Source organism: Chryseomicrobium aureum, assembly GCF_016909155.1.
In the GTDB taxonomy this organism is placed as follows: Bacteria; Bacillota; Bacilli; order Bacillales_A; family Planococcaceae; genus Chryseomicrobium; species Chryseomicrobium aureum.
Genome location: NZ_JAFBFG010000019.1, coordinates 42,465 through 56,407, shown reverse-complemented (window position 1 = coordinate 56,407; position 13,943 = coordinate 42,465). Strand labels below are relative to the sequence as shown.

The window sequence follows — 13,943 nt, the reverse complement described above, 5'->3', positions numbered from 1 at the left end:
GCTCCTCCTTCATCCGCTCGACTTGCATGTATTAGGCACGCCGCCAGCGTTCGTCCTGAGCCAGGATCAAACTCTCCATAAAAGAGAACTTAATATAAGCTCATTTTGTTGCCGACTTAATTTTTGAACGTCCATCACAACCGTTTATAGGGAGTGACTTGGTTCGTGTTTGCGTCACGCACACCCAACGGGGGTCGGGGCGGTGACGCTCTATCTTGACGTCTTGCATGTTCAGTTTTCAATGTTCATTTTGTGTGTCACTCGTTTTGGCGACTTCTCCACTTTATCAGTTGAGCTTATATTAGTCAACTGTTTTTTTTAGAAGTTTTTTTCGAATGTTATATAAGCTGTAGTGCTCGTTTGATTCGTTATTGCCTTAGCGACGTGTATCATCATAACTTATATTCAAACATAACGTCAACTATTTTTTTAAAATAATTTAAAGGTGGCTCAAGCATATAACCTGAGCCCTTATTAATACTAGACTACACGATAATATCTATGCATAATTTGCGAACTTTTCGTTTGATGTTCTTCTATAAAGATGATTCCTTTTTCAACTAAAAATTCAATATAGACCTCTAAGTCCGTCGAATAATTCTTCAACTCTGCTTGTTCATGGATCTCTTGAATAGACCAATACGGTTTCTGTGCTAATACTTCTTGTATATGCAGAGCTGCTTCTTTCGTGCGGGAATGTATAAGGAAATCACTTGCTAAAAACAAAAGTTCTACTCGTTTTTGTAATGGCTCTGAACTTGAAACCAATTCATCATAGAGTTTATAAATTGCTGGGTCCAGGACTTTCACTTGTTTCCAGACCAGTACCTCTGGATGCATGCCACGCTCAAATATTGCTAGTCTTGCTAGATGATGTAGTGAATCGACTAGTTCGGTGTATGCATCTAAGTAATTTTGTTGATCGTAAAAAACTTTGCCTTCCAAATATCTACGGGTAAGGCGAGCGAACTCAATTCCCATGCGAATTTTTCTTCCACGCTCAGGAAATTCATCGAGTTCCTTCTTTAAGTGTGTAATAAATTCATTTCGATCAAATAAAATGCGGCTGTTTAATAACCAATCCACTAACTTTGGGTTTTTGCCAAGAGTCAGCCATTTTTGCAGCTGCTTCTCTGTAATTGTATGAAGAGCAGCTTTTTGATTGTGATAGGAATAATGTTTTGTGAAGATAGGTCGCTCTGCGTCTTTTGTAATGACAAGTAAGATGGAATCAAACGTGTCTGTTAACGGACTTACCTTTTCTTTCTTTTGAATATGTAAAATCCCTAATGTGTTGGGGTCGCTTGCACGCTCTTGATAGATTGGTCTAAGTAAAGCTTCCATCGTTCCACTCCTTCTCGGCTTGAACCTTGTTATGCATTAAATTCTACATTGAATGCGTAAGTCCTTCTTTCTCCTGCAAATTATGCTATAGTATTAGGTGAAATTAGGAGGGTAATCATGGCGCCATATAAAAATAAGATCAATAAGATTCGTTCATTTGCACTTGCTTTAATATTTATTGGGTTTATCATCATGTACGGAGCAATCTTCTTCAGAGAAAACCCGATTCTTGTCACTATTTTTATGCTTCTTGGATTGCTAGCCATTTTAGGTAGCGTAGTTGTTTACGGTTGGATCGGTTTGTTGTCCACTCGAGCTGTTCAAGTAGTTTGCCCAAACTGTGGTAAACACACAAAAGTTTTAGGTCGTGTAGATTTATGTATGTATTGCAATGAGCCTCTTACTCTTGACCCTTCACTAGAAGGAAAAGAATTTAGTCAAGATTACAATAAGAAGAGTGAATAAAAGAAACTACCGTGGACGAATCGTCACGGTAGTTTTTTATTGTACATTTTTCGATTGTCCTTTACAACTTGGACACTTTCCGTAAACTTCAAGTCGATGAGATTCTACTTCAAATCCAGTAATGTGCGAAGCCAGTTGCTCTACTTCATCCAATCCCGGGTAATGGAAGTCGACGATTTTTCCGCAGCTTGTACAAATCATGTGATAATGGTCGTTGGTAACGAAATCAAAACGACTAGAACTATCACCGTATGTTAACTCTTTTACAAGTCCAGATTCTCTAAAAACACGAAGGTTATTATAAACAGTGGCTACACTCATGCTCGGGAATTTACTCTCGAGAGCACGGTAGATATCATCAGCAGTTGGGTGCGTCATGGACTGGATTATATATTCCAAAATAGCATGGCGCTGGGGTGTTATGCGAACACCTGTTGACTTCAGTGTATCTAAGGCATCACGCAAATGCACTTCGGTCATAGTCGGCACCTCTTTCAGATTCATTCTTACATTAGAATTGTTATTCTTAATTATAAGAAGAAACTAACAGCAGTGTCAACTGATTCACTACGTCAAGCCTTAGTAGCCTAGCTTTAAATCGACTTGATTTTCTAAATCACTTTCACCTTGTTCCCATTTAATCAAATTACGTGAGAAAATCTCCAATGCTCTTTCAACATAATAATCTGAATGACTCGAGACATGCGGTGAGATTGTGACATTATCTTGTGACCAAAGTGGACTTTCTTTAGGAAGTGGCTCAATCTCAAATACGTCGAGGACAGTATGCCGAATCCAGCCATTTTCTAAAGCTTCCACAAGAACAGCCTCATCAGCTACATCACCGCGCCCAAAGTTCATAAAGATTGGATTTGCTTTCATAGCTTTGAAATGACTCTTTGTCAGCGCATGCTTTGTATCAGCCGTACTCGGGAGTAATGAGAGTACGATATCCGCATCCTCTAGTTCTTCGACAAGGTTTTGAAATGGAACGGTCTTGTGCGCACTATCCACTTCTCTTCCACTTCGGTTGCAGCCTACCACAGTAACGCCGAAAGCAGAGAGCAGTCGTGCCACCTCTTCTCCGATTGCTCCAGGTCCAATAATGACCGCTTTGCTGCCTTTTAATTCACGAGACCCCTTTGGCCTTCTCCATTCTTTTTCAACGGTCAATTGATAGATGGCCGGTAAGTTGCGATAGAGCGCCAATATGTGGCCGAGAATTGATTCTGCCATTGGAGTTTTGTGAATACCACGCGCATTGGTAACTACAATTCCCTTTTCAGAGAGTTTTTCAAGCGGCATCTTTTCAATACCCGCAGATGCCACACTGATCCACTTCAAATTGTGTTTTTCATCAAGGTCACTCTCTTTCACATCCTCGCCGTATGTTACCCATACATCGGTTGACGTTGTTGGCTTTTGCCCTTTCTGAAAAACAAAGTCATGCTGCGGATTTTGTTCTTGTAAGCCTTGTTGAATCGTCGGTTTTGGCTCAAATGTAAATAAAATGTTCATGCGTTCTCCTTCTGCGACTCTTCAAGAGTTTTTTGAACTTCTTCAACGTGGCCTGGGACTTTTACTTTGCGCCATTCTTTGACGACTTCACCAGTAGGGGCAATTAAGAATGTGGAACGTTCAATACCATAAAACTCTTTACCGTACATCATCTTTTTCTTCCACACGCCATAAGCTTCAGCCGCTTCGGCATCCGCATCTACTAAGAGCGAAAATGGTAAGTCATTTTTCGCAATAAAGTTTTGGTGCTTTTTGGCGCTGTCTGTGCTCACACCAATGACTTTTGCATTTAATTCTTGAAATTCAGGGAATCGATCACGAAAATCACACGCTTGCGTCGTGCATCCAGGTGTTGAGTCACGTGGATAGAAATACAACACTACGTAGTGCTTTCCTTTGTAATCTTCTAGTGATACGGTCGTGCCATTTTCATCTGGTAAAGATACGGATGGTGCTTGTAAACCTTCTAAGTTTTCTACAGTCATCTTGATCCCTCCTATTTGCTTTTTAGGATAGCATAGAGTTCTTGTTGTTCCTATTAAAGTTGTCTACAATAAGGGAGAACACTTAGAGGAGGAACATCCATGAATCGAACACAATCAGAAAAACTGCATAATGAAGCAGTTACTCATATAGTAGGAGGGGTCAATAGCCCATCGCGCTCCTATAAAGCAGTTGGAGGTGGCGCACCTACAGTGATGGCGAAAGCGCAAGGTGCATACTTTTATGATGTCGATGGCAATAAGTACATCGACTATTTGGCAGCATACGGACCCATCATCACAGGTCATGCGCACCCACATATCACACAAGCACTTACAACAGCAGCCCAAAATGGATTGCTGTACGGAACACCGACAGAACACGAGATCAAATTTGCGAAGATGTTGAAAGAAGCCATCCCTTCGATGGATAAAGTCCGTTTCACGAACTCGGGCACAGAAGCTGTGATGACGACAATCCGTGTGGCTCGTGCATATACAGGTCGCATAAAGATGTTGAAATTTGCTGGTTGTTACCATGGTCACTCAGATCTTGTATTGGTCGCTGCAGGTTCTGGACCGGCAACACTTGGGACGCCGGATTCAGCTGGTGTACCTAAATCGATCGCCGAAGAAGTCATCACTGTACCTTTTAATGATCCAGAACGTTTTATAGAAGCAATGGACAAATGGGGAGATGAATTAGCTGGTATCTTAGTAGAGCCGATTGTCGGGAACTTTGGTATGGTCGAACCGAACCCTGGATTCTTAGAAGTTGTTCACACGCACGCGAAAAAGCACGGCACACTTGTCATTTACGATGAAGTGATAACGGCATTCCGTTTCCACTACGGTGCCGCTTCTACTCTCCTTGGATTTGAACCAGATTTAACAGCATTAGGAAAAATCATTGGTGGAGGCTTACCAATCGGAGCTTACGGTGGAAAGAAAGAAGTAATGGAACAAGTAGCACCTAATGGTCCAGCGTACCAAGCTGGAACGATGGCCGGAAATCCCGCGTCTATTCAAACAGGGATCGCATGTCTAGAAGTTCTTCGTGCGCCTGGGGTTTATGAGGAACTCGACCGTCTAGGTAAACTTTTGGAAGATGGAATTCTTGCTGCTGCGAAACAACACCAAATTGCGATAACAGTGAATCGTATTAGAGGAGCCCTTTCCATCTACTTTACAGATGAAAAGGTTGAAAATTATGAGCAAGCAGAAGCTTCGGATGGCGAGCAGTTCGCACACTTCTTCCGCTTGATGCTCGAGCAAGGCATCAACCTAGCACCCTCAAAGTACGAAGCTTGGTTTGTTACGACTGCTCATACGGAACAAGATATTGAAGAAACAGTAAAAGCTGTGAATCATGCATTTGAAAAAATGGCTCAGTAAAAGGAGTGTGATGCCTAGTGAAACTAGGTGCACGTGTATTTAAAACCGGGATCGCTATAGCGCTTGCCCTTTATATTGCTGATCTACTTGCGCTACCTGTGCCGATCTTTGCAGGTATCGCGGCCATTTTTGCTGTACAGCCGTCGATCTATCGCTCATATATGACTGTTTTTGAACAGATTCAATCGAATTTGATCGGAGCGGCGTTTGCCGTGACGTTCGCTATGCTCTTTGGTAATTCGTTTTTCATGGTTGGTTTGACGACGATCATAGCCATCTCAGTCATGTTAAAACTAAAGCTACAGAAGACGATTCCGCTTGCACTTGTTACCATCATTGCGGTGATGGAAATTCAAGGCGATGATTTCCTTATTGCTGCCATGTTTCGGATAGCCACAATTGGTGTAGGTGTATTGTCTGCCTTCGCGGTGAACCTTGTCTTTATTCCTCCAAAATACGAGACAAGACTGTTCACGAAAATCAGCACCACGCAGGATGAAATCATTCGCTGGATTCGAATCGGTATTCGTCATGCTGCAGACCATCAATCACTTAAACAAGCTGTCACATCAATAGAAGAGCAACTCGTCAAAATCGATCAGCTATTTTTACTCTTCAAAGAAGAACGTGGTTATACGAAAAAAGCGAAGTATGCTAAAGGAAGAAAACTTGTCATCTATCGTGAACTTATTACGACGTCTTATAAGAGTTTATATGTCATCCGGCGTTTATCTGCGTATGAGCATGACATCATGCAATTGCCAGACCATTTTCACATGATGATTCAAGAACGCTTGGATACACTTCTGACGTACCATGAACATCTGCATTTAAAGTTTATTGGACGATTGAAACCTGATCAATTGGAATGGATCAATGATGATCACTTTATTAAGCGCCATGAGGTGATGGAGATTTTCATGACACAAATCTACGAAACAAAACGAGATGAAGATTTCTCAACCTATCATTTATTGCATCTGCTGTCTGCGATTTTGACATATGAAGAACACCTCGAACACTTAGATACTTTGATCAGTTCCTATCAGACGTACCACGGGGACGAGATTGATGTGAAAGTTGAACTATAAAAAGCTGCCATCGCTGGCAGCTTTTTTTATGTTTTCATTTTCGGATCAAGTGCATCTCGTAGACCATCACCCATTAAGTTAAAACCAAGAACGGTCAGCATAATGGCTACACCTGGGAAAATCATCGTCCAAGGAGCATTTCGCAAATAATTTCTTGCATCCGCAAGCATCTTGCCCCATTCCGGAGCTGGCGCTTGTGCACCAAGACCTAAGAAGCCAAGTGCAGCGGCTTCGATAATCGCAGAGGCGACGGCAAGTGTACCTGCTACAATAACCGGTGCCAACGAGTTTGGAAGAATATGCGATATCAAAATTCGGAAGTCTTTCATACCGATTGCTCTTGCTGATGTAATGTACTCTTCTTGTTTAACAGTCAGTACTTTGGAGCGAATCAATCGACCAAAGTTCGGAATGTTGATGATTGCAATCGCAATCAAAGCGTTCACTAAAGAAGGACCTAATACTGAAACAACAGCGATTGCAAGCAAGATACTCGGAAACGCGAGCATGATGTCAAAGACACGTGAGATGATTGTGTCTACCCATTTTCCGTAGTACCCGGCAATAATACCAAGCGCGCTCCCTACAATTACTGAACCAATTACAGAAAAGAATCCAACACCAAGAGAAATACGAGCCCCTAGAATAACACGAGAAAAAATGTCGCGTCCAAAATCATCTGTCCCAAACCAGTATTGACTAGAAGGAGATTTCAATCGTTCCGTTAACTTTTGATCATTTATACCTTCTGGTGCAATCCATGGGCCAAAAATCGCTAGTAAGATAAAGAAAAAGACAATCACACTTCCAACAAGAGCTATCTTGTTTTTACGGAAATTCTTCCAAGCATCACGCCATGGACCCGTTTCACGTTCCATTTGCACTTCCTGCTCTGCAGGCACTAAATTTTTCGGATCTGGAGTCGTCATAAAATATCCTCCTTTCTAGTCATATTTGATTCGTGGATCAATCAAGCCGTATAAAATATCAACAATCAGGTTGATCATAACGAAAATGAAAGCAATGATTAAAATACCAGATTGAATTACAGGGTAATCCCGGAACTGAATCGCTTCATATACATAGCGCCCAATTCCTGGCCAAGAAAATATGGTTTCCGTTAAAATCGCCCCACCTAAAAGTAGACCCATTTGAAGACCGATAACAGTTAATACTGGGATAACTGCATTTTTCAATGCATGCTTGTATACAACCCAGAACATTTTTTGACCTTTTGCACGCGCTGTACGGATGTAATCAGAGCGCATGACCTCTAACATACTAGAGCGTGTCATCCGTGCAATGATGGCCATTGGTATTGTAGCAAGCGCAATACCTGGTAATACTAGATGACGCAGAACTTGACCCAACTGATCAAAACGACCTTGCATGATTGTATCGAGTATGTAAAAACCAGATTGTGCGCTGATCGGATTTCGCACATCCTCTCGACCAGATGTTGGGAACCAACCTAACTCGATAGCAAAAATCCATTGTTCCATTAAACCTAACCAGAAAATCGGCATGGATACTCCAACAAGTGCAAGTACCATGGCAGTGTAATCAAACCATGAGTTCTGGAACCATGCAGAGATAATTCCAGCATTCACTCCGATAATTACGGCAATTAAGATGGCAAAGAAAGCCAGTTCAAATGTCGCAGCCAGATAAGGCCATACCTCTTCAGCTACAGGCTGTTTTGTTCGTAAGGATTCCCCTAAGTCGCCTTGGAGCAATCCTCCAAGGTATTCAAAGTATTGAATATACCAGGGATTATCTAATCCGAGCTTTGCTCGTAATGCTTCGACTGCTTCTTTAGAAGCCAATTGACCTAAAATGACTTGAGCAGGATCTCCGGGTATTGCACGAATGATCATAAATACTACGAACGTCATTCCGAGCAAAACTGGGATTAACTGTAATAAGCGTCTACCAATATAATTGACCACGCTCTTCACCTCTTCCCCTTTAGTAAAACGTCATAAAAAGAGAGGGAAATCTCGAAGATTCCCCTCATCCTCTCAGCATATTATTCGAAATCAACAGTGTGCAGTTTGTCAGAACCTGTTGGGTGTGGTGTAAACCCAGTAAGTTCAGCTTTCCCTGCTAGTAACGGTGTAGAGTGAGCAAGTGGAACCCAAGGAGCATCCTCATGGATGATTTCTTGTGCTTGCATGTACAATTCGTTACGTGTATTTTCGTCAACTTCAGATTGCGCTGCGATTAAAAGTTCATGTAATTCTTCGTTGTCATAGTATGTGTAGTTGTTGCTTCCGATGTTGTCTCCATCAAGAAGTACGTATAGGAAGTTATCAGCGTCACCATTGTCACCCGTCCAACCTAACATGAACGCATCTGCTTCTCCGTTACGTGCTTTTTCAAGGTAAGTAGCCCACTCGAATGACACGATTTCAGCAGTGATTCCAACGTCTGCTAAGTTTTTCTGCATAACTTCAGCAACTTTCATACCATCTGGCATATATGGACGTGGTACAGGCATTGCCCATAGTTCCATCTCAAATCCATCTGGTAGACCTGCTTCAGCAAGTAGCTCTTTTGCACGTTCTGGATCATAGTCATAACCTTCGATTTGATCGTTGTATCCAGAGATACTTGGTGGCATTGGGTTCACAGCCACTTCTGCACGACCTTCAAAGAATGCATCCACGATTGCTTGTTTGTCAATTGCATGGTTCATCGCTTGACGAACTAATACATTGTCAAATGGAGGACGCGTGTTTGTTAAACCAAGGTAACCAACGTTCATAGATGGACGCTCGAACAATTGAAGTGCAGCATCTCCTTCAATTGAAGCTCCGTCTGATGGGTTTACACCATCTGCTAAATCAATTTCACCCGTAAGTAATGCGTTAAGACGAGCTGAGTTGTCCGGAATTGCGCGGAATACAACGCGATCAAGTTTCGGGAACCCTTCTTGCCAGTAATCTTCGAACTTCTCGATTGTGATCGAGTCATTGCGCTTCCACTCTACAAATTTGAATGGTCCAGTACCGACTGGCTCATCTCCAAATGCATCGCCAGCTGCTTCAAATGCTGTTGGTGACCCCATACCGAATGGGCTCATTGCGATGTTCTTTAAGAATGGTGCTTGTGGACGCTTCAGCTTGAATGTCACTGTGAACTCATCATCTGCAGTAACAGATTCGATTACGTGACCTTCTTCATCACCAAATCCACCGAACATCGATTTGTAATAGTAGTACTTATCTGCTGTACCTGAAGACCAGCGATCAAAGTTTGCTACAACAGCTTCTGCATTGAAATCAGTGCCGTCATGGAATTTCACGCCTTCTTCAAGCATGAACGTATACGTCAATCCGTCGTCAGAGACAGTCCACTCTTTTGCAAGACCTGGGTTGATTGTCGTATCTTGCTCACCAAAGTTTACAAGCGTTTCAAAAACGTTTTGTGTAACTTTGAAAGACTCTCCATCCGTTACAGCGATTGGGTCAAGGCTGACCGAATCTCCCCCACGACCAAAGATTAATACTTTTGGTTCGCCTGATTCTTCATTCGTGCCTTCTTCATTGTTTCCTTCTTCATTGTTGCCTTCTGAGCCTTGTTCATCCGAGCTACAAGCTGCTAAGAAGAGCATCATGATCAATCCGAAGAACAACAGGAACGACCAAATTTTCTTATTTCTCATTAAGACCCCTCCACGATTTTTTATCTATCATGTCTGCATCATATAAATGACACGCAACATAATGACCTGGTTTGACTTCCTCGAGTTGAGGAACGACTTGCTTACACTGTTCCTTTGCAAATGGACAGCGTGTATGGAATGTGCACCCACTTGGCGGATTCGAAGGACTCGGGATATCTCCTTCTAACAAGATTTCTTCCCGCGTAAAGTTCGGGTCTGGTACAGGTACAGCTGAGAGTAGTGCTTTTGTATAGGGGTGAAGCGGGTCTGCGTAAAGATTCTCACTCGACGCAAGTTCCACCATCTTTCCTAAGTACATCACACCAACTCGATCACTGATATGCCGAACAACGCCTAAGTCATGCGCGATGAAAATATACGTCAATTTCAACTCTCGTTGCAGTTTTTGCATCAAATTGAGCACCTGAGCTTGAATCGATACGTCGAGAGCGGAGACAGGTTCATCTGCAATGATCAGTTTTGGATTGGTCATCAATGCGCGTGCGATCCCAATACGTTGGCGCTGTCCCCCACTAAATTGGTGAGGATAACGCTTAGCGTGATAACTACTGAGTCCTACTATTTCTAAAAAGTCTTTCACCATTTTCTTACGGGATTTCGTATCACCAATGTTGTGAACAATGAGTGGCTCCATCAAAATCTTTTCCACTGTGTGACGTGGATTCAAAGACGCATAGGGATCTTGGAACACCATTTGGATTTCTCGACGTGCTTTACGCATTTCTTGTGCGGACAATGTCGTAAGTTCTTGTCCATCAAAGGTTACTTTTCCTTCTGTCGGTTCCAGAAGGCGCATGAGCATCCGTCCCGTAGTGGACTTCCCACATCCTGATTCTCCAACAATGCCAAGTGTTTCTCCTTCATTCACATAGAAAGAAACGTCATCCACTGCTTTGACATGCCCCGTCGTCTTTCCGAACAGGCCATTTTTTACTGGGAAATATTTTTTAAGCCCTTCAACTTTCAACAATGGCTCTGTCATGATTAGCTACCTCCTCCGTGTCGTATAAGAAACAGCGTGTCTTATGTTCAGCTGCTGTTTGGTATAGAGGAGGTGATTCCACAGTACAGCGACCAAATACTTCCGAGCAACGCGCTGCGAAACGACAGCCTTCTTTGATAGAACCAGGTTTTGGTACGTTACCTGGAATCGAGTACAGGGACTGCTTTTTGAAACGCATATCCGGTACCGAAGCAAGAAGACCCTTTGTATACGGATGCTCTGGGTTTGTGAAAATCTTTTCAACCGGTCCTTCTTCTACCACTTTACCTGCATACATGACGACAACACGTTCACACGTTTCAGCTACTACGCCTAAATCATGTGTAATGAGGATGATCGCCGTGTTTAAACGTGTGTTTAAGTCTTTCATCAACTTCAGAATTTGTGCTTGAATCGTCACGTCGAGTGCCGTAGTCGGTTCATCAGCAATCAATACTTTCGGATCACAGACTAGGGCCATGGCAATCATCACACGTTGTCTCATTCCGCCAGACAATTGATGCGGATAATCTTTCATCAATTCTTCTGCACGAGGAAGACCTACAAGTTTCAACATTTCTACTGCCCGAGCATGTGCTTGTTTTTTAGACCAGCCTTTTTTATGTAGGAGAACTGCTTCTTTCATTTGGCTTCCAATCGTAAAAAGTGGATTTAACGATGTCATGGGTTCTTGGAAAATCATCGCAATTTCATTTCCACGTATACTTCTCATTTTCTTGTCATTGTATTTTGAAATGTCTGTGCCGTTGTAAAGAATCTCACCTGAAGTGATTTTTCCTGGAGGTGAAGGAATAAGTCCCATTACAGATAAACTGGTTACACTTTTTCCACTTCCCGACTCTCCAACGATTCCTAGGATTTCTCCTTCACGAACTTCGAAATCTACATAATCGACTGAAGGAATAACTCCGTCGTCTGTGAAGAAAGATGTTTGAAGGTTTTTGACTTCTAGGACAGCTTTGCGTTTTGTCATGATGCGCCCCTCTCCACTATCTGAAAATTCTTTATTAAATGAATTTTATGTAATTATTATTTTACACAAGAAATCCTTCCTTGCAATCACTTTTTTTATAAATAAATTATATTTAAAAAGCTATACTAATATTTTCGTTTAAAATAAAAAAACCAATGCGTTTACTCTACTTTAAGTAAACGCACTGGTTTCTAGTCTTCTAATTGTTGCACTTGGAATAAGTTATAGTAAGCACCTTGCTTTTTCATCAATTGAGCGTGAGTTCCTGATTCGGTAATTTGACCATGTTCGACGACCAGAATTTGATCCGCGTGTGTAATCGTAGATAGACGATGCGCGACCACTAAAGTTGTTCGATCCTTCGCGAGTCGCTCTAACGAGTCTTGAATGAGTGCTTCGCTCTCTAAATCGAGTGCAGAAGTTGCTTCGTCTAAAACCAAAATGCGTGGATCCTTCAAAAAGACACGTGCAATAGCGATTCGTTGCTTTTGTCCACCTGACAGTTTGACGCCTCTTTCCCCAACTGTTGTATCATAGCCGTTTGGCAGACCCATGATGAAATCATGTGCATTTGCTGCTTTAGCTGCTGCAATAATTTCTTCATCTGTCGCTTTTGGATTTCCCATCGCGATATTCATTTTAATAGAATCACTGAACAATAAGGAATCTTGCAGAACAAGTCCTATTTGCTTTCGGAGAGACTCTATCGTAACATCGCGAATATCCGTGCCATCTAAGCGAATTGCACCATCCGTCACGTCGTAGAAACGTGGGAGCAAACTAATGATTGTCGACTTTCCACCACCACTCATCCCAACAAATGCGACAGTTTCCCCTGGATGGATGGTAAAGTTGATACCACGCAATACAGGCGTTCCTTCTTCTTCATACTGGAAATAAACATTTTGAAAAGAAAGTTCCCCGTTAGCCTTATCTAGTGTTTTTGCACCTGGTCGATCTTGTACCTCATAGCCCTCATCCATCAATTCAAACATCCTGTCCATCGAGGCAATGGATTGTGTTAGTGTCGTCGATGAGTTGACCAGTCGACGCAGTGGGCTATAGAGTCTTTCAATATAGGCTACGAATGCTGCCATTGTTCCGACTGAAAGGTCACCAGTAATTGCTTCGTAACCAGCGTAAGCAATGACAAGTAGTGGGGCCACATCTGTAATGGTGTTGACGACTGCAAAAGCTTTTGCATTCCACTTTGTCTGGTCCATCGCCTTGTCTAAAAATTCCCCATTTGCTTCGTCAAAATTTCTTTGTTCATGCTGCTCGAGTGTGAATGTTTTGATGACACTCATCCCTTGAACACGTTCATGTAAGTAACTTTGAACGCCTGCTAGAGCTTGAGAGCGTTGTCGTGTGAGATCTCTTAGTCGACCAAAGAAATATTTGACGCTGAACGCATAAAACGGGAATGCAATAAGCGTGACGAGCGTTAATTTCACATTGAGTGTCAACATTATTCCAATAGCAATCAAAATTGTTGCAAGGTCCAGCCATACATTCATTAACCCAATCACAACAAAGTTCTTTGTTTGCTCGACATCATTGATTACACGCGAGATGACTTCACCGGCACGTGTGTTGGCATAGTATTTCAAGCTCAACTTTTGCAGATGGTCGAATAATTTTTCCCGGATATCAAATAAAATCTTGTTACTCACGTATTGCGCAAGATATTGTCTATAGTATTCAATCGGTGGCCGTACGAGGAAGAAAACTAGTGCGGTTCCTCCTAACCAATAAAATAACAGACGCAACTTCTCGGCATCTGACATGTTTCCGCCAATGATATCATCGATAACAATTTTAATAAGAATAGGGATGAAAAGCGGGATGGCAAACTTTATGATTCCGATGAAGATCGTAATGGCAATTTGCCAATTGTACGGTTTTACAAACTGCATATAGCGTTTAATTACATCCATGCTGTCACTCCTTTCTGTAAGCAAGACGAAACCTGCTGCTAGAATAG

The 13,943-nt window shown here is 42.2% G+C and carries 13 protein-coding genes and 1 rRNA gene; 3 read left to right on the top strand and 11 right to left on the bottom strand.

The features are described 5' to 3' along the window. Together JOD03_RS11690 and JOD03_RS11685 are read right to left on the bottom strand one after the other, a co-directional pair. Positions 1-82, bottom strand: a 16S ribosomal RNA gene (locus JOD03_RS11690); the annotation flags it as partial. Positions 83-480: 398 nt separating this feature from the next. Then, on the bottom strand, positions 481-1,344 hold the full coding sequence (locus tag JOD03_RS11685) for a nucleotidyltransferase-like protein (RefSeq protein ID WP_204591332.1): 864 nt from the start codon (positions 1,342-1,344) through the stop codon (positions 481-483). 117 nt (positions 1,345-1,461) lie between these two features. Here JOD03_RS11685 and JOD03_RS11680 point away from each other — a divergent pair, with 117 nt between their 5' ends. Further along, on the top strand, positions 1,462-1,809 hold the full coding sequence (locus JOD03_RS11680) for a YgzB family protein (protein ID WP_204591329.1): 348 nt from the start codon (positions 1,462-1,464) through the stop codon (positions 1,807-1,809). A gap of 36 nt (positions 1,810-1,845) precedes the next feature. Here the strand turns inward: JOD03_RS11680 and perR are convergent, their stop codons facing one another. From perR to bcp, 3 genes are all read right to left on the bottom strand, one after another. Further along, positions 1,846-2,289 (bottom strand): peroxide-responsive transcriptional repressor PerR, encoded by a 444-nt coding sequence (perR, locus tag JOD03_RS11675; RefSeq protein ID WP_275580389.1) that lies wholly within the window; start codon positions 2,287-2,289, stop codon positions 1,846-1,848. 99 nt (positions 2,290-2,388) lie between these two features. After that, positions 2,389-3,327 (bottom strand): D-2-hydroxyacid dehydrogenase, encoded by a 939-nt coding sequence (locus JOD03_RS11670; protein WP_204591325.1) that lies wholly within the window; start codon positions 3,325-3,327, stop codon positions 2,389-2,391. Continuing rightward, positions 3,324-3,812 carry a thioredoxin-dependent thiol peroxidase gene (gene bcp, locus JOD03_RS11665; RefSeq protein WP_204591323.1) on the bottom strand — a complete coding sequence of 163 codons (489 nt, stop codon included), beginning with the start codon at positions 3,810-3,812 and terminating at the stop codon, positions 3,324-3,326. The genes JOD03_RS11670 and bcp overlap by 4 nt, the downstream gene beginning before the upstream one ends. 99 nt (positions 3,813-3,911) lie before the next feature. Here bcp and JOD03_RS11660 point away from each other — a divergent pair, with 99 nt between their 5' ends. Continuing rightward, complete coding sequence (locus JOD03_RS11660; RefSeq protein ID WP_204591321.1) at positions 3,912-5,204, top strand: glutamate-1-semialdehyde 2,1-aminomutase; 1,293 nt, start codon at positions 3,912-3,914, stop codon at positions 5,202-5,204. Between the two features lie 17 nt (positions 5,205-5,221). Beyond that, complete coding sequence (locus tag JOD03_RS11655) at positions 5,222-6,295, top strand: aromatic acid exporter family protein (RefSeq protein WP_204591319.1); 1,074 nt, start codon at positions 5,222-5,224, stop codon at positions 6,293-6,295. A 26-nt stretch (positions 6,296-6,321) separates the two neighbouring features. Here the strand turns inward: JOD03_RS11655 and nikC are convergent, their stop codons facing one another. The 6 genes from nikC to JOD03_RS11625 form a co-directional block, all read right to left on the bottom strand. After that, positions 6,322-7,173 carry a nickel transporter permease gene (nikC, locus tag JOD03_RS11650; protein WP_420837251.1) on the bottom strand — a complete coding sequence of 284 codons (852 nt, stop codon included), beginning with the start codon at positions 7,171-7,173 and terminating at the stop codon, positions 6,322-6,324. A 66-nt stretch (positions 7,174-7,239) separates the two neighbouring features. Beyond that, positions 7,240-8,244, bottom strand: coding sequence for an ABC transporter permease subunit (locus JOD03_RS11645; RefSeq protein WP_204591314.1), 1,005 nt, complete (start codon positions 8,242-8,244; stop codon positions 7,240-7,242). Between the two features lie 80 nt (positions 8,245-8,324). After that, positions 8,325-9,962: an ABC transporter substrate-binding protein gene (locus JOD03_RS11640; RefSeq protein WP_204591312.1), complete on the bottom strand. Its 1,638-nt coding sequence runs from the start codon at positions 9,960-9,962 to the stop codon at positions 8,325-8,327. Then, a complete protein-coding gene (locus tag JOD03_RS11635; RefSeq protein ID WP_204591310.1) occupies positions 9,952-10,965 on the bottom strand; it encodes an ABC transporter ATP-binding protein in 1,014 nt (337 codons plus the stop codon). Before JOD03_RS11635 ends, JOD03_RS11640 begins: the two co-directional genes overlap by 11 nt. Then, positions 10,940-11,959: an ABC transporter ATP-binding protein gene (locus JOD03_RS11630; protein ID WP_204591308.1), complete on the bottom strand. Its 1,020-nt coding sequence runs from the start codon at positions 11,957-11,959 to the stop codon at positions 10,940-10,942. Before JOD03_RS11630 ends, JOD03_RS11635 begins: the two co-directional genes overlap by 26 nt. 191 nt (positions 11,960-12,150) lie before the next feature. Beyond that, a complete protein-coding gene (locus JOD03_RS11625; protein ID WP_204591306.1) occupies positions 12,151-13,896 on the bottom strand; it encodes an ABC transporter ATP-binding protein in 1,746 nt (581 codons plus the stop codon). Positions 13,897-13,943 lie beyond the last annotated feature (47 nt).

Excerpts from the sequence above, each read along its gene's own strand:
- JOD03_RS11685 (WP_204591332.1), bottom strand. The coding sequence starts at position 1,344 with ATGGAAGCTTTACTTAGACCAATCTATCAAGAGCGTGCAAGCGACCCC.
- JOD03_RS11680 (WP_204591329.1), top strand. The coding sequence starts at position 1,462 with ATGGCGCCATATAAAAATAAGATCAATAAGATTCGTTCATTTGCACTT.
- perR (WP_275580389.1), bottom strand. The coding sequence starts at position 2,289 with ATGACCGAAGTGCATTTGCGTGATGCCTTAGATACACTGAAGTCAACA.
- JOD03_RS11670 (WP_204591325.1), bottom strand. The coding sequence starts at position 3,327 with ATGAACATTTTATTTACATTTGAGCCAAAACCGACGATTCAACAAGGC.
- bcp (WP_204591323.1), bottom strand. The coding sequence starts at position 3,812 with ATGACTGTAGAAAACTTAGAAGGTTTACAAGCACCATCCGTATCTTTA.
- JOD03_RS11660 (WP_204591321.1), top strand. The coding sequence starts at position 3,912 with ATGAATCGAACACAATCAGAAAAACTGCATAATGAAGCAGTTACTCAT.
- nikC (WP_420837251.1), bottom strand. The coding sequence starts at position 7,173 with ATGGAACGTGAAACGGGTCCATGGCGTGATGCTTGGAAGAATTTCCGT.
- JOD03_RS11640 (WP_204591312.1), bottom strand. The coding sequence starts at position 9,962 with ATGAGAAATAAGAAAATTTGGTCGTTCCTGTTGTTCTTCGGATTGATC.
- JOD03_RS11635 (WP_204591310.1), bottom strand. The coding sequence starts at position 10,965 with ATGACAGAGCCATTGTTGAAAGTTGAAGGGCTTAAAAAATATTTCCCA.
- JOD03_RS11630 (WP_204591308.1), bottom strand. The coding sequence starts at position 11,959 with ATGACAAAACGCAAAGCTGTCCTAGAAGTCAAAAACCTTCAAACATCT.
- JOD03_RS11625 (WP_204591306.1), bottom strand. The coding sequence starts at position 13,896 with ATGGATGTAATTAAACGCTATATGCAGTTTGTAAAACCGTACAATTGG.